General features: G+C 72.0%; 16 protein-coding genes. 8 read left to right on the top strand and 8 right to left on the bottom strand.

The window, feature by feature from the left end; genetic code table 11:
• The first annotated feature begins 360 nt into the window (after positions 1 to 360).
• The 6 genes from FHR37_RS26635 (at position 361) to pknB (ending at position 8,232) form a co-directional block, all read left to right on the top strand.
• Positions 361 to 1,203, top strand: coding sequence for an FhaA domain-containing protein (locus FHR37_RS26635; RefSeq protein WP_378079570.1), 843 nt, complete (start codon positions 361 to 363; stop codon positions 1,201 to 1,203).
• The gene (locus FHR37_RS26640; protein WP_092883918.1) at positions 1,203 to 1,679 is read left to right on the top strand and encodes an FHA domain-containing protein FhaB/FipA; all 477 of its coding nucleotides are present in this window, start codon (positions 1,203 to 1,205) and stop codon (positions 1,677 to 1,679) included. Before FHR37_RS26635 ends, FHR37_RS26640 begins: the two co-directional genes overlap by 1 nt.
• 135 nt (positions 1,680 to 1,814) lie before the next feature.
• Positions 1,815 to 3,419 carry a PP2C family protein-serine/threonine phosphatase gene (locus FHR37_RS26645; protein WP_092883919.1) on the top strand — a complete coding sequence of 535 codons (1,605 nt, stop codon included), beginning with the start codon at positions 1,815 to 1,817 and terminating at the stop codon, positions 3,417 to 3,419.
• On the top strand, positions 3,416 to 4,852 hold the full coding sequence (locus FHR37_RS26650; protein ID WP_092883920.1) for an FtsW/RodA/SpoVE family cell cycle protein: 1,437 nt from the start codon (positions 3,416 to 3,418) through the stop codon (positions 4,850 to 4,852). Before FHR37_RS26645 ends, FHR37_RS26650 begins: the two co-directional genes overlap by 4 nt.
• A gap of 7 nt (positions 4,853 to 4,859) precedes the next feature.
• Positions 4,860 to 6,311, top strand: coding sequence for a peptidoglycan D,D-transpeptidase FtsI family protein (locus FHR37_RS26655; RefSeq protein WP_092883921.1), 1,452 nt, complete (start codon positions 4,860 to 4,862; stop codon positions 6,309 to 6,311).
• A 31-nt stretch (positions 6,312 to 6,342) separates the two neighbouring features.
• On the top strand, positions 6,343 to 8,232 hold the full coding sequence (pknB, locus tag FHR37_RS26660) for a Stk1 family PASTA domain-containing Ser/Thr kinase (RefSeq protein ID WP_092883922.1): 1,890 nt from the start codon (positions 6,343 to 6,345) through the stop codon (positions 8,230 to 8,232).
• A gap of 72 nt (positions 8,233 to 8,304) precedes the next feature.
• Here the strand turns inward: pknB and FHR37_RS26665 are convergent, their stop codons facing one another.
• Both FHR37_RS26665 and FHR37_RS26670 read right to left on the bottom strand, forming a co-directional pair.
• Positions 8,305 to 8,931, bottom strand: coding sequence for an aminodeoxychorismate/anthranilate synthase component II (locus FHR37_RS26665; RefSeq protein ID WP_092883923.1), 627 nt, complete (start codon positions 8,929 to 8,931; stop codon positions 8,305 to 8,307).
• Positions 8,932 to 9,012: 81 nt separating this feature from the next.
• On the bottom strand, positions 9,013 to 9,894 hold the full coding sequence (locus FHR37_RS26670) for a DUF881 domain-containing protein (RefSeq protein WP_237768840.1): 882 nt from the start codon (positions 9,892 to 9,894) through the stop codon (positions 9,013 to 9,015).
• Positions 9,895 to 10,060: 166 nt separating this feature from the next.
• Between FHR37_RS26670 and FHR37_RS26675 the strand changes: the two genes are divergently transcribed.
• A complete protein-coding gene (locus FHR37_RS26675) occupies positions 10,061 to 10,321 on the top strand; it encodes a cell division protein CrgA (RefSeq protein WP_092883924.1) in 261 nt (86 codons plus the stop codon).
• A 418-nt stretch (positions 10,322 to 10,739) separates the two neighbouring features.
• On the opposite strand, the gene FHR37_RS26680 is transcribed toward FHR37_RS26675, so the two are convergent.
• Positions 10,740 to 11,657: a rhomboid family intramembrane serine protease gene (locus tag FHR37_RS26680; RefSeq protein WP_092883925.1), complete on the bottom strand. Its 918-nt coding sequence runs from the start codon at positions 11,655 to 11,657 to the stop codon at positions 10,740 to 10,742.
• A 27-nt stretch (positions 11,658 to 11,684) separates the two neighbouring features.
• On the bottom strand, positions 11,685 to 12,215 hold the full coding sequence (locus tag FHR37_RS26685) for a peptidylprolyl isomerase (protein WP_237768841.1): 531 nt from the start codon (positions 12,213 to 12,215) through the stop codon (positions 11,685 to 11,687).
• Between the two features lie 214 nt (positions 12,216 to 12,429).
• On the opposite strand from FHR37_RS26685, the gene FHR37_RS26690 reads away from it, so the two are divergent.
• Entirely contained in the window at positions 12,430 to 13,323 is an 894-nt protein-coding gene (locus FHR37_RS26690; protein ID WP_092883927.1) for a DUF5324 family protein, read from the top strand.
• A gap of 138 nt (positions 13,324 to 13,461) precedes the next feature.
• Here the strand turns inward: FHR37_RS26690 and FHR37_RS26695 are convergent, their stop codons facing one another.
• The 4 genes from FHR37_RS26695 to FHR37_RS26710 form a co-directional block, all read right to left on the bottom strand.
• Entirely contained in the window at positions 13,462 to 14,298 is an 837-nt protein-coding gene (locus FHR37_RS26695; protein ID WP_092883928.1) for an ABC transporter permease, read from the bottom strand.
• Positions 14,246 to 15,151 carry an ATP-binding cassette domain-containing protein gene (locus FHR37_RS26700; protein ID WP_092883929.1) on the bottom strand — a complete coding sequence of 302 codons (906 nt, stop codon included), beginning with the start codon at positions 15,149 to 15,151 and terminating at the stop codon, positions 14,246 to 14,248. Before FHR37_RS26700 ends, FHR37_RS26695 begins: the two co-directional genes overlap by 53 nt.
• Before the next feature lie 100 nt (positions 15,152 to 15,251).
• Positions 15,252 to 16,244 carry an ABC transporter permease gene (locus tag FHR37_RS26705; RefSeq protein ID WP_092883930.1) on the bottom strand — a complete coding sequence of 331 codons (993 nt, stop codon included), beginning with the start codon at positions 16,242 to 16,244 and terminating at the stop codon, positions 15,252 to 15,254.
• The gene (locus tag FHR37_RS26710) at positions 16,241 to 18,943 is read right to left on the bottom strand and encodes an alpha/beta fold hydrolase (protein ID WP_092883931.1); all 2,703 of its coding nucleotides are present in this window, start codon (positions 18,941 to 18,943) and stop codon (positions 16,241 to 16,243) included. Before FHR37_RS26710 ends, FHR37_RS26705 begins: the two co-directional genes overlap by 4 nt.
• Positions 18,944 to 19,018 lie beyond the last annotated feature (75 nt).

The raw sequence follows: 19,018 nt of genomic DNA on the forward strand, positions 1-19,018 counted from the left end.
CGTCTCGCCGCACCGCGGTGATCTGGAGCGCCCAAAGGCTAGCACGGGCCTACTGGCGACGCCGTCCCCAGCTCGTCACACTGGTCCGGCTGGTGGCACGCGGCCGGCGGGGGGCGCTTGCGTGTAGAACGTCACCTGGACCTGTGGCAGCTCCCCGGCGGCTCCGAGGCGGTGCCGTGACGGTGCCGTGACGGATGGGCGACGGCTCCTGTCGTACGCCCGAGAACCCACAGGAGGTGGTTGGAGTCAGCCCCACTCTGGAACGACAGTTACGATCGACGCGAACATGGCCGGCGCTGGTACGGGAAGGAGGTACCCGTGGGAGTCTTTCGACGTTTTGAGCGCGGCCTGGAAGGTCTCGTGACCGGGACCTTCGCGCGCGTTTTCCGCTCGGCCGTCCAACCGGTCGAGATCGCCTCCGCGCTGCAGCGGGAGCTGGACAACTCCGCTCAGGTGCTGTCCCGTGACTCCAGCCTCGTCCCCAACGACTTCGTTGTCGAGCTGTCACCGAGCGACCACGAACGGCTAGCACCGTACGAACAGACCCTCAGCAAGGAGCTCGCCGAGGTGGTGAGCCGGCACGCCAGCAACCAGAGCTACGCGTTCACCGGCCCGGTCACCGTCGCGTTCGAGCGCCAGGACGGCCTGTCCACCGGGCGGTTCCGGGTCCGCAGCAGCGCCGTCGCCCAGGTGACGCCCGGGCGCCGTCAGGCCTCGCCGGACCGTCGGCAGGGTCCCGGTGGCCCGCCGCGCGGACCGGGCCAGGGTCCTGGCCACGGACCGGGTCAGGGACCGGGTCAGGGACCGGGTCAGGGACCGGGTCAGGGCCACGGGCCGGGGTACGGACCGGGGTACGGACCGGCCGGTAACGGCGGCCCCGGTCAGCGCCGGGCGCCCGCACCCTCCCCCTTCCTCGAGGTCAACGGCCAGCGCCACCCGCTGGAGCCGCCGGGCGTCGTGCTGGGCCGGGGCACCGAGGCCGACCTCCGCATCACCGACCCGGGCGTCTCCCGCCGGCACGCCGAGATCCGCGTCGTGCAGGAAGGCCCCCGTTACACCGTCACCATCCACGACCTGGGCTCCACCAACGGGATCGTGGTCAACGGGCAGCGCGTCGACTACGCGCCGCTTCGGGAGGGCAGTCAGATCCTGCTCGGCAACACGCTTCTCGTCCTGCGCCACCCGGACGGAGCGCAGCGGTAGTGTCCGAACTCACCCTCACCATCATCAAGCTGGGCTTCCTCGCGGTGCTCTGGCTGTTCGTGCTGTCGGCCGTCTCGGTGATCCGTTCGGACCTGTTCGGCACCCGGGTCAGCGGGTCGGCCAAGTCCGAGCGGCCCCAGAAGAAGCCGTCCAAGCCCACCAAGCCGCCGCGGCGCAAGCGCGGAGAGCCCACGACGGCGGTGGTGGTCCAGGGTGCGAGTTCGGGACTTCAGGTGCCGCTGGGTGACTCGCCACTGGTGATCGGCCGGGGCGGGGAGTGCGAGCTGCAGATCGACGACGAGTACGTATCCACCCGGCACGCCGTGCTGCGACCGCAGTCCGGCTCGTGGTACGCCGAGGACCTCGGCTCCACCAACGGCACCTTTGTGGGAGAGTCGCGCATCCACGGACCGACCGCGGTCGGTCCCGGCATCCCTGTCCGCGTCGGCAAGACGATCATCGAGCTGTACAAATAGGCGCGCCACGATGAGCTGCGAGGTTGTACGGATGAGCGTAGTGACGGCCGGGCTGCCCGGTGCCGCTCCGCGGGCGGGCCGCGTCCGGTCCCGCCGCGTCCACCTTCCGACCTCTCCCGGCGAAGAGAAGGCAGGATGACGCTCGCGCTCCGGTACGCCGCCCGCACCGACGTCGGTCTCGGTCCGAAGAAGCGGAACGAGGACTCCGGGTACGCCGGCCCCTTCCTCCTCGCCGTCGCCGACGGGATGGGCGGCGCGGTCGGCGGCGACGTCGCCAGCGCCATCACGATCACCACGGTGCGCGACCTCGACGTGGCCGAGCACGCGGACCCCGACCAGGAGCTCAACCGGGTCGCGGGCGAGGCCAACTCGCGCATCGCCGCCCGGATCGAGACCGAGCCCCACCTGGAGGGCATGGGCACGACGCTGACGGCGATCCTGTTCGACGGGAACGTCGCGCACGTCGCGCACATCGGCGACTCCCGCGCCTACCTCCTGCGCGGCGGCCGGCTGCGGATGCTCACCCACGACCACACGTTCGTGCAGAGCCTGGTCGACGAGGGCCGGATCACCCCGGAGGAAGCCGAGTACCACCCCCACCGGTCGCTCATCATCCGGGTGCTCGAGGGGCGGCAGGACGCCCGCCCGGACATCCAGCCGATCGAGGTCGACCCGGGCGACCGGTTCCTGGTCTGCTCCGACGGCCTGGACAACGCCGGGATCAAGGACCCCGCGATCGCGGAGATCCTCGGCCGGGCGGCCACGCCGGAGGAGGCCGCGACCAACCTGATCGAGGCGGCCCTCGACCACGGCAGCCCGGACAACGTGACCTGCGTGGTGGCCGACGTCGTGGACCCCGAGCGCGACGGCGGGCAGGGCGCGGCCGCGGCCGCGATCGCCCTGGTCGGCGCGGTGGCCGCGGTCGACCCGGAGGTGAGTGCCGGCGGCAGCAGCGTCACCTCCTCCCACCCCACCTCCACTCATGACGTCCTGGACGAGGACGACGACCTCACCCGGCCCCGGACCGTCGGCGCCGACGACACCGACGTCGCGATCGCCGGCGTCGGTGCCGGGGTGCCCGGCGACCCCGACCGCGAGGAGGAGCTGCGCTACGCGCCGCGCCCGCCGCGACGCCGGTTTCGCTGGCTGGTCCGCATCCTGTGCATCCTGGCCGTGCTGGCGTTGCTCGCGGTCGGCGTCCGGTGGGCGTACGACTGGACCCAGAAGCAGTACTACGTCGGCGCCTACCCCACCGACGCGGCAGACCATGACGGCACAGCCGGCGCCGGTGGCGCGGGCACCCCCGCCCGGGTGGCGATCTTCCGCGGTATCTCCCAGCAGATCCCGGGCCTGCGGGTGTCCCAGCTCTACGAGCTGGAGCCGCTGGCGCTGGCCAAACTTCCGCAGTACCACCGTGAGCGGGTTTCCGGCACGATCGCGGCCAACGACCTCGGCGAGGCCCGGGCCATCGTCTCGATGCTGTCCGACGTCGCCCGCCGCTGCTCCGCCCAGGGCACCCCCAAGCCCACACCCACCCCGACCCCCAAGCCCACCGGCAAGGCCACGCCGGGGCGGCCCACCCCCACGAAGACGCCGAACGCCAACGCCGCCCTGCCCTCTCCGTCCCCCACCGAGACCCCGGCACAGTCCACCGGCAACCGCGCGGCCGGTGTGCCCGACATCCCCCTCGAGTGCGACGGCGGCGAAGCCCCGACCCCGACCCCGACAGGTACGAAGTGAGCGACACTCAGCAGGCCAACTCCGTGCAGCCCCGCAAGCGCCGCGGTGCGGAGCTGGTCCTGCTCGTCCTCGCGCTCGGAGTCGCCGTCGGGGCGTACGCCGTCGTCGGCGTCGCGGTCACCGGTCACATCTCCTCACAGATCGTGTCGTACGCCCTCGGCCTCGTCCTGCTGGTGGGGATCGCGCACCTGGTGGTCCGCTTCCGCGCGCCGTACGCCGACCCGATCCTGCTGCCCTGCGTGGTCCTGCTCAACGGCCTCGGCCTGGCCCTGATCCACCGGCTCGACCTGTCCAAGGTCAAGGCGGCCCAGGACGCCGGCGAGGCGATGCCCCGGGTCGACGCACCCGCCCAGCTCACCTGGACCGCGGTGGGCGTGGCGGCGTTCATCGCCATGTTGCTGCTGGTCCGCGACCACCGCTGGCTGCAGCGGGCCACCTACACCGCGCTGTTCGCCGGTGTGGCCCTGCTGCTCCTCCCGCTGGTGCCCGGTATCGGCGTGCGCTTCCAGGGCGCGCAGATCTGGGTGCGGTTCGCCGGGCTGTCGTTCCAGCCGGGCGAGGTGGCGAAGATGCTGCTGATCGTCTTCTTCGCGGGCTACCTCGTGGTCAAGAAGGAGGCGCTGGCACTAGCCGGGCGGCGGTTCCTCGGCCTCGACCTGCCCCGCGGCCGCGACCTGGGCCCGATCCTGGCGGCCTGGTTCATCAGCCTGGCGATCCTGGTCTTCCAGCGCGACCTGGGCACCGCGGTGCTGTTCTTCGGCGTCTTCGTGATCATGTTGTACGTCGCGACCGAGCGGCCCGGCTGGCTGTTCCTCGGCGGCACGATGTTCGTCGGCGGCGCGTGGTTCGCCTACATCGCCGCCACCCAGCTCCACATCTCGCAGTTCTCCCACATCGCCAACCGCGTCAACGCCTGGTTGCACCCGTTCGACCCGGCCAACGCCAACGGCGCGTACCAGATCATCCAGTCGCTGTACGGCTTCGCCTACGGCGGGCTGCTCGGCCGCGGCCTCGGTGAGGGCCACCCGACGCTGGTGCCGCTGGCCAAGAGCGACTTCATCGCGGCGGTGATCGGCGAGGAGCTCGGCCTGACCGGGCTGATGGCGATCCTGCTGCTGTACGGCGTGATCGTCGAACGCGGCCTGCGCACCGCGCTGGTCTGCCGGGACCAGTACGGCAAGCTGCTCGCCATCGGCGTCGCCTCGGTCTTCGCGATCCAGGTGTTCGTGGTGATCGGCGGGGTGACCAAGCTGATCCCCCTGACCGGCCTCACCACCCCGTTCCTGTCCTACGGAGGTTCCTCGCTGGTCGCCAACTGGGCGCTGGTCGCCCTGATGTTGCGGATCAGCGACTTCGCGCGGAGGCCGGCCGCCGTGCTGCCGCCCGCGCCGACCGAAGATGCCCTGACCCAGGTAGTGGTGGTACGCCGGTGATGTCTCGATGAACCGTTCGATCCGCCGGGTCGCGGTGGCCTTCATGGTGTTGTTCCTGGCCCTGCTGGCCAACGCCAACTACATCCAGGTCTTCCAGGCCTCCGACCTCAACGACCGCGCCGACAACAAGCGGGTCACGCTGGACGAGTACGCCCGGGAGCGGGGCCCGATCATGGTCGGCGGCACCCAGGTCGCCTACTCCGTGAAGACCAAGGACGACCTGGTCTACCTCCGCAGGTACCGCGACCCGCAGTTGTACGGCCACCTCACCGGCTACTACTCCTACGTGCTCGGCCGGCGCGGCCTGGAGAAGGCGGAGAACTCCGTCCTGGCCGGAACCGACGACCGGCTGTTCGTCCGCCGGATCGTCGACCTGATCACCAACCGCCAGCCGCAGGGCGGCAGCGTCCTGCTGACGATCAACCCGAAGGCGCAGCAGGCGGCCTACGACGCGCTCGGCAACAACCGCGGCGCCGTGGTGGCGATCGAGCCGTCGACGGGCAAGATCCTCGCGATGGTGAGCAAGCCGACGTACGACCCCAACCAGCTCTCCTCCCACGACGCCAACTCCATCCTCAAGGCGGCCAACCGGCTGGGAGACAACTCCGACAGGCCGATGGAGAACCGCGCGGCGCAGCGCCGGTACCCCCCGGGTTCGACGTTCAAGCTGGTCACCGCCGCGGCTGCGCTGTCGAGCGGACGCTTCAATCCCAACACCCAACTCCCCGCGCCGGCCCAGTTGGACCTCCCGCTGACCACGTTCAACATGAAGAACTGGCAGAACGGCCTGTGCGGCCCCGCGCCACAGGTCACCCTCACCGAGGCGCTGGCCACCTCCTGCAACACCGCGTTCGCGGGACTCGGCCTCAAGGTCGGCGACAAGGCACTGCGCCAGCAGGCGGAGAAGTTCGGCTTCGGCCAGGAGTACCTCTCAGATCTCAACGCCTCCACCAGCGTGTTCCCCAAGGAGCTGAACACACCGCAGCTCGCGCAGAGCTCGATCGGCCAGTACGACGTCGCCGCCACGCCGCTGCAGATGGCGATGGTCTCCGCCGGCATCGCCAACGGCGGCAAGGTGATGCAGCCCTACGTCGTGGCCAAGGTGAGCGGGCCGGACCTGAAGACGCTCGAGGTGACCGATCCCCAGACCCTCTCCCAGGCGGTGTCCGGTGACGTCGCCGGGCAGTTGACCCAGATGATGGTCAACGTCGTGGACCACGGCACCGGCGCGCCGGTGAAGATCGACGGGGTGTCGGTGGCCGGCAAGACAGGAACGGCGCAGACGACTCCGGACAAGCCGCCGTACGCCTGGTTCGCGTCGTTCGCCCCGGCGAACGCCCCCCAGGTGGCGGTGGCCGTGGTCATCGAACACGCCAACGTGGGGCGCAACGAGATCTCCGGCGGGAAGCTGGCGGCCCCGGTGGCCAAGGCCGTGATGCGGGCGGTGATCGGGCGATGAGGCCTGGGCACCGTGTAAGGAAAGGTACGTCATGACGGAGGCGCGTTTCCTCGGCGGCCGCTACGAGCTCGGCGAGGTGCTCGGGCACGGCGGCATGGCCGAGGTAAGGATCGGCGTCGACCGCCGACTCGGCCGGACGGTCGCGGTGAAGACGCTGCGCCCCGACCTCGCCACCGACCCGATCTTCCAGGCCAGGTTCCGTCGCGAGGCGCAGTCCGCCGCGGCGCTCAACCAGCCGACCATCGTCGCCGTCTACGACACCGGCGAGGAGAAGGCCGACGGCATCTCGATTCCGTACATCGTGATGGAGTACGTCGAGGGGCGGACCCTGCGCGACGTGCTCCGCGAGGGCCGCCGGATCCTCCCCGAGCGGGCGCTGGAGATCACCGCGGACGTGCTGGAGGCGCTGGAGTACAGCCACCGCGCGGGCATCATCCACCGCGACATCAAGCCCGGCAACGTCATGTTGACGCCGAACGGCGACGTCAAGGTGATGGACTTCGGCATCGCCCGCGCGGTCGCCGACGCCTCCGCGACGATGACCCAGACCGCGGCCGTGATCGGCACCGCGCAGTACCTCTCCCCGGAGCAGGCGCGCGGTGAGTCGGTCGACGCCCGCAGCGACATCTACTCCACCGGCTGCCTGCTGTACGAGCTCCTCACCGGCCGGCCGCCGTTCGTCGGCGACTCGCCGGTCTCGGTGGCCTACCAGCACGTACGGGAGGAGCCTCGGCCACCGTCGATGCTCGACCCGGAGGTGCCGCCGATCGCCGACGCGATCACCCTCAAGGCGCTGCAGAAGAAGCCGCACGACCGGTACCAGTCCGCGGCGGAGATGCGGCAGGACATCGAGCGCGGGCTGTCCGGCCAGGAGCTCATCGCACCGATGCTCGCCGCCGGCGCGACCGCGCGCTTCCTGCCGCCGGACGAGCCGATCACCCCGGCGGACCCCGAACGCGCGGCCGCCTACGCCGAGGACGACGAGACCCGCGACCGCGGACGGAAGGCGGCGTACATCCTGCTCGCCATCGCGATCGTGTTCGTGCTCGGGGTCGCGGCGTTCATCGGCCTGCAGAGCCTGGGCAAGGACTCGGCCAAGACCGTCTCCACCCCCACGCTGCAGGGAAAGACGCTGACCGAGGCGCAGGCCGCGCTCGCCCAGAGCCGGCTTCGGCTCGGCAAGGTCACCCAGCAGGCCAGCGAGAACGTCGCGAAGGGCCAGATCGTCTCCCAGAACCCCACCCCGGGCGCTTCGGCGAAGATCGACAGCGCCGTGGACGTCGCCGTGTCCAGCGGGCAGGGCGAGGTCACCATCCCCGCGGTGGTGGGCAAGAAGGTCTCCGCGGCCCGCGCGATGCTGGAGAAGGAAGGCCTGAACGTCCTCAGCAAGGAGGATTCGAAGGCTTCCGGCGACGCCACCGACGTCAGCCGGGTCAACCCGGACGAGGGGTCCGTCGTCAAGGCCGGCAGTACGGTCACGCTCTACCACCCCAGCGGGCTGGTCTCCGTCCCGGACGTCGTGGGGGACAGCGCGGCGGTCGCGGAGGCCCGGCTCGCCGACGCGGGGTTCCGGGTGGGCAAGAGCTACGACACCACGTCGCAGGCACAGGCGGGCACGGTCGTCCGGCAGGTGCCCGGCTCCGGTCGGCGCCGTGAACCCGACACCACGGTCACGATCGTGATCGCCCGGGCACCGGCACAGCAGCAGCCCAAGCCACAGCCGAAGCCCAAGCCGACCAAGACCCAGGAGCCGTCGCCGACTCCGACGCAGACGCAGCCGGAGCCGACTCCCACTCAGACCGAGACGCCGCCGCCGCCCACGGAGACACCGAAGCCGACGCCGACGGACACTCCGGAACCCCCGCCACCGCCGCAGGGCGACGGGGCGACGACTCCGCCTCCTCCGCCACCCGCGGCCTGAGCCTGTCGCCGGTCACTCGACCGGCCACAGGCTGCGACCCGGGGAACAGGGGTACGGCTCAGCCGACCCGGCTCACGACCGGCTGACCACCGGCGCCAGCCCGGCGGACCGCTCCACCGCGCCGGCTTCGCCACAGGTGACCAGCCAGTTGGCCAGCAACCGGTGGCCTCCCTCGGTGAGGACCGACTCGGGGTGGAACTGCACACCCTCGCAGTCGAACTCGCGGTGCTTGAGCGCCATCAGTACGCCGGAACCGGTTCGGGCGGTCACCTCGAACTCCGGCGGCACCGAGGTCGGCTCGACCGCGAGCGAGTGGTAGCGGGTCGCGGTGAACGGGTCGGGCAGTCCGGCCAGCACCCCGGCGCCGTCGTGGTGGACCAGGCTGGTCTTGCCGTGCAGGAGTTCGGGGGCGCGGGAGACCACCCCGCCGTACGCGACGGCGATCGCCTGCAGCCCCAGACACACCCCGAACACCGGCACCCGCCCGGCGGCCCGGCGCACCAGGTCGACACACACGCCGGCGTGCTCCGGGGTGCCCGGCCCGGGGGAGAGCAGGACACCGGCATAGCCGTCGATCTCGGACAGCTCCACCTCGTCGTTACGGCGTACGTCGCACTCGACTCCGAGCTGGTAGACGTACTGCACCAGGTTGAAGACGAAGGAGTCGTAGTTGTCGACGACGAGGATGCGGGTGCTCACCGGACCATTGTGCTGCGCGGCTCGTCCGGGCGTCCGGGCACCCGGCTCCTAGGGTCTGTCAGGACAGACCCAAGGCACCGGTCAGCGGGCGGCCGCGTCCCCGCTGACGTCGCGTTCGGCGGCGTAGTCGAGGTTGAGCGGCCCGTCGAACGCCGGCATCCGCAGGTTGGTGGACCGGGTGAGCTTCCACCCGAGGCGGTACCTCGGGTCCGTGACGTAGGCGAGATAGGTGTTGATCGCCGGCGAGTCCCCGATCGCCTGGATCATGCCGCCCACGTCACCGACCGCCTCGATGCGGTACGGCGGCGGGTAGGGGACGCCGTGGAGGACGACGGAGTTGCCGACGCAGCGGATCGCGGAGGTGGAGATCACCCGCTGGCCCTGGATCGTCATCGCCTCCGCGCCACCGGCCCACATCGCGTTCACCACGGCCTGGATGTCCTGCTGGTGGACGACCAGGGCGTCGGGGTCGGTGTCGTTGGAACGGGCGCTGGGTGGCGCGTCGTCCAGGACGACGGTCACTCCCGGTCCACGCAGCGGGGTCAGCCCGGCGACGGGTGCCAGCCGGTCGACCTTCTTCTGGGCGGCGCCGGACCGGTCGCTGCGAAGCTGCCGGGCCAGCAGGTCGTCGACCTCCGCCCGGAGCTTGCTCACCCGGTCGCCGAGCCGCTGGTTGGTACGCAGCTGGGACCGCGCGAGGTCGGCCAGGTCGGTCTGGCGTTCGGCCCGCAGATCGGTGCCATCGGCGCTCACCGCGCTGGTCACTCCGAGAAACCCGGCCAGCGCGAACGTCAGCGCGGTCAGCAGCCGTGCGGGGCGCAGCCAGCGAAGACGCCAGCGGGGACGACGCCGCGTGTCCGTGCCGTTGGTTGCGCCGGTGCCGTCGGTTGCGCCGGCGCCGTCGGTCGTGTCGGTGGCGTCTCCCTGCCGGGAGGTCGACGAGTCGGGCAGTTGGTCAGCCACGCGCCCTCCGTCGTCGTTCCGCTCCGAGTGTTGACTACGCTAACCGACGTCAGTGTCCGACCCGTGTCCAGTCAGCCTCCCGTCAGGGTCCCGTCCTCGTGAGCCGGCCCCAGCCGGCGTCGGCCGGTGCCGGCCGGCTCGGACGTCTACGACGAAAGGTGGCGAGGTGCCCGAATCACACGGCCGGAAGAAGCAGGTCTACAGCCCTCCGCGCGGTGGCACCGCAAAGGGCGAGAAAAGCAGGCACGCCGGGCGGTGGGTCGTGCCGGTGATGCTGGTCTGCTTCCTGGTCGGGCTGGCCTGGATCGTCACGTTCTACCTCGCCGGCACCGAGATCCCGGGCATGCGCGACCTGCACAACTGGAACATCCTGATCGGGATGGGCCTGATCGCCACCGGGTTCGTCGTCTCCACCCAGTGGCGCTGACGCCGACCTCCCCGCGGGTGGCCGTGGTCACCGCACGGTGACTCGCCGACGGTGCGGGGAGCGGCTTACATCCGTGTAGTTCATCCACACGACCATCCCCAGGCTGTGGACAAGTTCCTTGTGGAAACGGCGCCTGTGGACCCGTGATCGGCCGTTCCGGCGCGCGAACTGTGCAGACAGACCGGTTCGGCACGGCGTTCGCCCGGATTCCAGCGGCTCGGCAACGCCGAGTAAACCTGAGAAAGCTGCAGGTCAGGGACTTGCCCCGCCCTGCGCGACGGGCGTCCACACGCTGTCCCCAGCTATCCGGGAGTTGTCCCCAACATCCACAGGTGGGCTGGGGATATCCCAAGGGATCCGCGGTCGGGTTGTCCCCAGCTGTGGACTGTGGAGCTGGTGAGTCGGGCGGCTCGGGGTGTCAGGCCAGGCCGGCGTTGATCTGCGCGGTCCGCCACAGGATCAGCGCGATCGAGGCGAGCAGGACCCCCGCGAAGCCGAGGCCCTGCACCAGGTCACGACGCTCCCGTGGCGCGTACGCGATCACCGCACCCAGCGCCAGCCCCGCGACGAACCCGCCGAGGTGGCCCTGCCAGGACAGGAAGTGCCGGAAAACGACGTTCAGCACGACGTTCATGAGCAGGATCCCGAGGAACCAGCTCATGTCGGCGCGCATCCGCCGGGCCATCATGACGGTCGCGCCGAAGAGGCCGAAGACCGCGCCGGACGCGCCGAGGATGGGCGTCAGCGGCGAGGTGAAGGCGTACGCGACGGCGCTGCCGGCCAGCGCCGCGACGAGGTAGAGCCCGGCGAACCTCAGCCGGCCGAGCAGCCGCTCCAGCGGTGGGCCGAGCACCCACAAGGAGAACATGTTGATCGCGAGGTGCCAGATCTCGACGTGCAGGAACGCCGAGGTCAGCAGCCGCCAGTAGGCGCCGCCGGCTACGCCGAAGGACTCACCGACCGCGTCGGCGAAGAAGAACCTGTTGCCGACCAGGGACAGCTGCTGCTCGACCGACCGGCCGAGCACCACCGTCAGCAGGAAGACCACGAGGTTGAGCCCGATCAGCACCTTGGTGACGAGCGCACCCTCGCCCCGGACCACGCCGCCGAACCGGGTGCGGGCGGTGGGGGTGGAGCGGGCGCCTTCGCGTACGCACTCCACACACTGGAACCCCACCGCGGCCTGCCGCTGGCAGTCAGGACAGATCGTCCGGTCGCACCGCTGGCAGCGGATGTAGGTCTCGCGCTCGGGATGGCGGTAGCACGTCGGCACCGGCGGGTGCCCGGAGGACTGGCTGGCCTCCGGGCCCTCGTCCGGCCGTGGCTGGTCGGTCATCACTGGTCCGCCCCCAGGTCGTCGGGGTCAGGCCTCGCGGCGCTCGATGTCGACCGACTCCACGATGACCGGCTCGAGCGGCCGGTCCATCGGCCCGGTGGGCACGGAGTTGATCTCGTCCAGCACCGCGCGGCTGGCCTGGTCCTCGACCTCGCCGAAGATCGTGTGCCGGCCGTTGAGGTGCGGCTGGGGGCCCGCGGTGATGAAGAACTGCGAGCCGTTGGTGCTGGGACCGGCGTTCGCCATCGCCAGGAGGTAGGGACGGTCGAAGCGAAGGTCGGGGTGGATCTCGTCGCCGAAGCGGTAGCCGGGCCCGCCGGTGCCGGTGCCGAGGGGGCAGCCGCCCTGGGTCATGAAGCCCTGGATGATCCGGTGGAACGTGAGGCCGTCGTAGAAACGGTCGGAGGACTTCTCCCCGGTCTCGGGATTGACCCACTCGCGGGTGCCCTCCGCCAGGCCGACGAAGTTCTGCACCGTCTTGGGCGCGTGATCGGGGAACAGCCGGATCACCACATTGCCCTTCGAGGTCCGAAGTGTGGCGAACGTCTCTTCACTCACCGGTACGTCCTCTCTGCGCTTGCATTGCCGTAGCGGCGATCCTTTCACGGCAACGAGTGGAATGCTTGCGGGGTGCCCCCGCGACAGGAACGTGCCGACCGGGCATGATCGGAGGCACCGTGGGAAAGGCATCCCGACACATCCCCGCCGCGAGGTGCCCGGGGACTTCAGACGAAGCCGCACGCCGCACGTGTGGACAAGGAGGCGCAACCAGATGGGACGCCAGAAGAAGCGAGCGGGCCTGGCCCCGGAGCTCCGCGAGCGGGTCGCTCCGGCCGCCGACTACACCCGCGAACGGCTGAATCCCGCCGTCGACAGTGCGCGCCAGCGACTCGTACCCGCCGTCGAGTCCGCCCGCGAGCGCGTCGTGCCGGCCGTGGAGAGCGCCCGTGAGCGGATGAGCCCGGCGGTCGACAGTGCCCGTGAACGCCTCGCCCCCGCCGTCGAGAGCGCCCGTGGGCGCCTCGCCCCCGCGGTCGAGAACGCCCGGACGCATCTCACTCCCGCCGTGGAGAACGCCCGGACACACCTCGGCCCGGCGGTCGAGGAGGCCCGGGAGAAGGTCACCCCCGCCGTCGAGCACGCCCGCCACGTCCTCGTCGAGGACGTCGCGCCGCGGGTGAGCGAGGCGGTCTCGCACGCGCTCGAGGTCAGTGAGCCCTACCGCGACGAGGCCCTGCGCCGCGGCACCGCCGCCTACGCCGCCCTGCGCGGCGAGGTCGAGGTGGCCAAGCCGCACCGTAAGCGCAAGTGGGGCCTGCTCCTGCTCGTCGGGGCACTCGGTGGCGCCGCCATCGCCGCCTACCGCGCCCTCAAGGGAAGCAGCCAGCAGCAGTGGCAGCCGATGCCGTCGGCGGCACCGCCGCAGACCTCGGCTCCCGCGAGCCCGCCCGCGCCCGGCCAGACCCCGGAGACCGTCGCGGGGTCCGGGGCGCCCAAGCACGCGTCGGCCGAGCCGGCCGACACGGTGGGCGCCAGCCCGGGTGAGGCGGTCGCCGACCGCACTCCCACACCGCCGATTCCGACCACGCCGGACGCACCTGCCGAGCACGTCGAGACGTCGGAGGCCGGCGAGGACAACGACCGCGACGGCCGGCACGCCGGCTGACCGCACCCGTCGACAACGATCACCCCTCCGGCACCGAGACCCCGCGGCACAGCACCTCCGCGCCGGCAGTGCGACCTCGCCCGCATTCCAGCGGGTCACGAGCGTCGCACTGCCGGCGCGGAGGTTTCGCGTGCCGGCTCAGCGGGCGAGCCGGCCGAGCAACGCGGACGCCGTGGCGATGCCCACCCCCGCGGCGACGGCGAGCACCGCGAAGTCCAGCGCCAGGTGGGCCGGCGTACCCACCAGCAGTCCCCGTAGCGCGTCCACCTGGTAGCTCAACGGGTTGGCGAGGGCGATCCAGCGCAGCCACTCCGGCATCAGCGCCACCGGGTAGAGCGCGTTCGAGGCGAAGAACAGCGGCATCGTGAGGGCCTGCCCGATCCCCATCAGCCGGTCGCGGTTGAGCACCAGCCCGGCGATGCTGAGGGACAGGCAGCAGAAGAACGCCGCACCGAGCATCAGGGCGGCGAACGCGCCCAGGATGCGCAGCGGGTTCGCGGTCAGGTCCACCCCGAGCACCGCCGCGAGAAGCAGCACGATCACCGCCTGGGCGCACGCCCGTACTCCCGCCGCGAACGCCTTACCCGTGACCAGCGCGGCGCGCGGTGTCGGCGTGACCAGCAGCTTGGCGAGCACCCCGGCGTCCCGCTCCCAGATGATCTGGATGCCATAGAAGATCGCGATGAACAACGCCGACTGCGCCAGGATCCCCGGTGCCAGGAAGTCGAGGTACGGCACCTGGCCGGTGGGGATGACGTGCAGCCGGCTGAACGTCGTACCGAAGACGGTGAGCCACAACGCCGGCTGCACCGCGCGGGTGACCAACTCGGTCCGGTCGTGACGCAGCTTCTGCAGCTCGAGCAGGCACAGGGTCACCACCCGGCTCGGCAACCGCCACGGGACGCGCTGCCGGGTGGGCTGGTCAACCGAGCCGCCGGGCCGTGCGACGCGTGCTTCGGACGCCACGGAAGTCACCGCCCTCCTCGCCCTCGCCGGTTCCGTCGCCGAACACCTCGCCGGAGTGGTGCCGGAAGACCGCCTCCAGGGTGGCGCCCGGGCCGAGTGCCGCCTTCAGCTCCGCCGGTGCGCCGACCGCGCGCAGCCGGCCGAGGTGCATCAGCGCGATCCGGTCGCACTCCTGCTCGGCCTCGTCCATGTAGTGGGTGGTGACCAGCACCGTCATGCCGGTGTCGGCTCGCAACTCCTGGACGCGTTCCCAGACCGTTCCGCGCGCGATCGGGTCCAGGCCGATGGTGGGTTCGTCGAGCACCAGCAGCCGGGGCCGGCTGACCAGGGCCTGGGCGAGTTCGAGCCGGCGGATCATGCCGCCGGAGTACGTCGAGGCGAGCCGGTCGGCGGCGTCGGACAGGCCCATCACGGCGAGCGCGTCGTCGACCTGGGAGCGTCGCTCGCGCCGCGGCACGTCGAACAGCCGGGCGAACAGCGTGACGTTCTCCCGCCCGGTGAGGGACGCGTCCGCGGACAGCTGCTGGGGGACGTAGCCGAGCAGCCGGCGGACCGCCATCCTCGACCGGCGTACGTCGCGGCCGAAGACGTGCACCTGGCCGTCCTGGACGGGCAGCAGCGTGGTGAGCAACCTGATGGTGGTGGTCTTGCCCGCGCCGTTGGGCCCGAGTAGTCCGAACACCTCGCCGGGCCGTACGTCGAGATCGACGTCGTCGACGGCCGGATGGTCGTTGAAGCGGTACGACAGACCGCGCAGGCACACCGCAGCCGGCTCGCGGTGCCCGTCGTACGACCCTGTGGACAGCCCTGTGGACTGATCGGAGAAAGGCCCGTCGGACGGCCCGGTGGGACCGACGCTCATCCTGCCAGCGTAGCTCCGGACCCCTCCGGTCGTGAGCCGGCGAACAACCCGGCCGAGCGCTGTCGAAGGGCCGGTGACCTGCGGTTTCGCGGCCTGGACGCTAGGAGAGGACGTCCTTGCGGAGGAACGTCCACCACGCCAGCCCGAGGAAGACGGCGGTGTACGCCAGGGACGACAGACTGCCCTTGGCCAGGTCCTCCCACTGCAGGGGATCGGTGAACAGCCCACGCCAGGCGGTGGCGTAGTGCATCGGCAGCACCGAACGGATCCCGCCGAGCGCCTCCACCGCGTCCAGGATGTTCGCGACGATCATCACCAGGACCGCTCCGCCCACCGCGACCAGCGGCGCGTCCGTGCGTACCGAGAACCAGAACGCCAGTGCCGCCACCAGCAGCAGACAGACCGCCAGGTAGCCGACCATCACCGCGATCCGCCACAGAGCGTCCATCGGTGGCAGCTCGTCGCCGCGCGGGGTGCGCAGCGGGTGCCAGCCGAACGCGGCAGTCCCCACGGCCAGGGCGGTGACGGCGAGGACCAGCAGTGCGACCGTCGAGGTGGCCAGGCCGACCGCCAGCTTCACCCCGAGCAGCCGGGCGCGCGGGACCGGCACCGCGAGCAGGTAGCGCAGACTTCCCCACCCGGCCTCGCCGGCCACCGCGTCCCCGCACACCAGCGCGACGATCAGGTTGAGCAGCAGGGCCGCCGCGGTGGCCAGGGTGAACACCGTGAAGTTGGCGCCGCCGGACGTCGCCAGGGCGCCGAACGACGGCAGCCCGCCGCCGTCTCCGGACCCCCAGGTGAACGCCGCCACGAGCAGAAGTGGGAGCGCGACGACGAGTGCGAACGCGAGGGCGGTACGCCGGCGGCGCAGCTGCCGCCGGAGCTCGGCCCGGAACGGCAGGGTGGCGCCGGACCGGTAGCCGGGCGTTCCACCGTCGGCGGCGGGGGTCGGTTTGGCGGCGTTCTCCGCTCCGGTCCCGGTGCCGGCAGCGGGGCCGTCCTCGGCCGTCGCGGCGTCCTCGGTCGTGGCGCCCTTCTCGGTCGTCGCGGCGTTCTCGGTCGTCGCGGCGTTCTCGGTCGCCCGCTCGGTCATGCCTGACCACCCTTCTCGGCCGTGGTCACGAGGTCGCCGGCCGGGAGCTCGTCCTCCACCAGGGTGAGGAACACGTCCTCGAGGTTCGGTGAGTCACCGACGACGGACGCCACCGCCCCGGCCGCGAGCAGCCGGCCCCGGTGCAGGACGACGACGTGACTGCAGGTGCGCTCGACCTCCGCGAGCAGGTGGCTGGACACGAGAACGGCCCGGCCTCCCGCGGTGTAGGCACGCAGGGTCCGCCGCAGGGTCGCGATCTGGGGCGGGTCGAGGCCGTCGGTGGGCTCGTCCAGGATGAGCAGGTCGGGGAGCCCTAACATGGCCTGGGCGATCGCCAGCCGCTGCCGCATGCCGTGGCTGTAGGTACGCACCTTCCGGTTCAGGGCGGGCCCGAGGGCGGCGATCGCCAGCACCTCGTCCAGGTGCGCGTCGCCCGGAGCGCGTCCGGTGGCCTGCCAGAAGAGCTCCAGGTTGGCCCGGCCGGACAGGTCCGGCAGGAAGCCCGGCCCCTCCACCAGCGCGCCCACCCGGGACAGCGCGGGGGCGCCGGCGCCGACCCGGTGACCGAAGACGAGCGCCTCGCCCGCGGTCGGCCGGACCAGGCCGAGCAGGATGCGCAGGCAGCTGGTCTTGCCGGCGCCGTTCGGGCCGAGTAGTCCGACGACCTCGCCGCGGCGGACGGTGAAGTCGACGCCGTCCAGAGCGGTCAGCCCGTCGGCGTAGGTCTTGGTCACGCCGCGGACCACCAGCGGCACCTCGGCGTACTCCGCCATCACTCGCCGAACCCGCCGCCTGCTCCGCCGGCGCGCCGCCCACCAGCCGAGCGGGAGTACGACGGCCAGCGCGGCCACGACGGCGCCGAGCAGGACCACCCACGGCCCGGTGGAGTCGGTGGCGGTGAACGCGGCCACCTGCGGCAGCTGGATGCCGGAGCCCGGGGCCAGGCCGACGGTGTAGACCTGCGGTTGCGCCGGACCGGCGTACGCCTGGTCGGTGGTGGCGAGGGTGACCCGGAGCCGGTGGCCCGCGGGGAACCGGTGCACGATGCCGGGCAGCGTCACCGACACCGGCCGGGCCTCCTCGATGGAGGCGGGCAGCCCGCTCAGCCGGACCGGGGCGACACCGCCGCCGGGGAGTTCCCGGGCGCCGCTCGGCGCCACGTCGTACAGCTTGACGAACAGCACCGCGCTGCCCGACCGCGACGCCGCCCGGATCCGCACGGTGGGTGCGCCGGTGACGTCGGCGGGCGCCGTCAGCGGCGCCGAGTCGTACGACACGAACTGGCCGGGGACGTCCGTGGTGAGCGAACTGCCGAGAGCCCCGGCGAGCGGGGAGTCCGCCGACGATCCGGACGAGGGATCCGACGGGGACCTGGACGAGGAAGCGCCCGAGGACTGGGACAGCAGCGAGCCGGCGAGGCTGCCCAGCCCGGGGATGGAGGACACGGCCGCGGGGGTGCCGGCCGGAGGGTTGCTCACCGCGCGCGGCGACCCGCGCAGCTTCACGTTGCGGGCCGGGCGGTCCCCGTCGAGGCGGGGGTAGCTGTCGGCGTACAGGCCGAGCACCCGCACGCCGTCCCCGCCGTAGCCGGTGCCGGTGACCCGGCTGAACGCGAACGAGTCCGGCGGCGGCGACCCTTCGTGGCGCAGGTGGTAGTCGAGCCAGCCGAGGGTCGCGGCCTTCACCCGGCGCTGGTCGAGGTCGGCGCCCGCACCGCCGTCGTGACCGCCGGAGAACCACGCCACCCGCACCCTGGTGCCGGCCTTCGCGATGCCGATGGCGTTGGCGTCGGCCTCACTCAGCGGGAAGAGCGTGTCCGCCGTGCCCTGGATCAGCAGCGTCGGTGCGGTGATCCGGTGCAGGACGGAGGCCGGGCTGGACCTGGCCAGCAGGTCGCGGGTGATCGGGTCGACACGTCCGGTGAGAATCAGCCGCTGGTACGTCCGGCACACGTTCTCGGCGTACCGTCCGCAGTCGGCGGGGGCACCGGTGGCGGAGCCGATCCCGGCGGCGAACAGCCGGCCGGCCCAGGCCCGCTTCAGTACGCCGGCACCGGAACCTCGCCCGGTCGCCTCCGGCGCCAGCGCGTTGCCAAGGTCGTTCCAGGTGACCTGGGGAACGATCGCGTCCACCCGCCGGTCGTAGCCCGCCACCAGCAACGCCAGCGCGCCGCCGTAGGAGGCGCCGACCACGCCGACCCTCGGGTCGCCCGGGCCGTCGCGGCGCACCTCCGGGCGACGGGCCAGCCGGTCCAGCAGCCGGCGCGCGTCGGTGACCTCCCAGTCGGGGCTGTCCAGGTGGATCTGGCCACCGGAGGCCCCGAACCCCTCGGCGGTCCAGGTGAGCACGACGTACCCGCGTCGTACCAGGTCACGGGCCTGCCCGGCCACGCTGTCCTTGGTTCCACCGAGTCCGTGGGCGAGCAGGACCGCCGGCGCCGGGCGGTCGGCGGTCGCCGACGAGGGGAGGTACAGCCGGGTGTCAAGCCTGACCGGCCGGTCACCGTGCGGGCCGGTGCGGACGGTGACCAGGGCGTCGTCGGTGCGGTAACCAGCACCCTGCCCGCCCTGCCCGTCCGAGCCGTCCGCGGCCGCTACGACGGCGACGCCGCCGCCCGTGACGAGAGCGGCGACGGCGACGAGGAGAGTGACCAGTGCCGCGCGGGTGCGTGTCCGGCCGCGGGCTGCCGATGCGGCCATGGCGCAACCGTACGCGGCACCGACCGGACTCGTCGGCGCGTTCGTCCCGGCCGGGACGTGTCTCGCCGGGACTAC

The organism is Actinopolymorpha cephalotaxi, from assembly GCF_013408535.1.
Classification (GTDB): domain Bacteria; phylum Actinomycetota; class Actinomycetes; order Propionibacteriales; family Actinopolymorphaceae; genus Actinopolymorpha; species Actinopolymorpha cephalotaxi.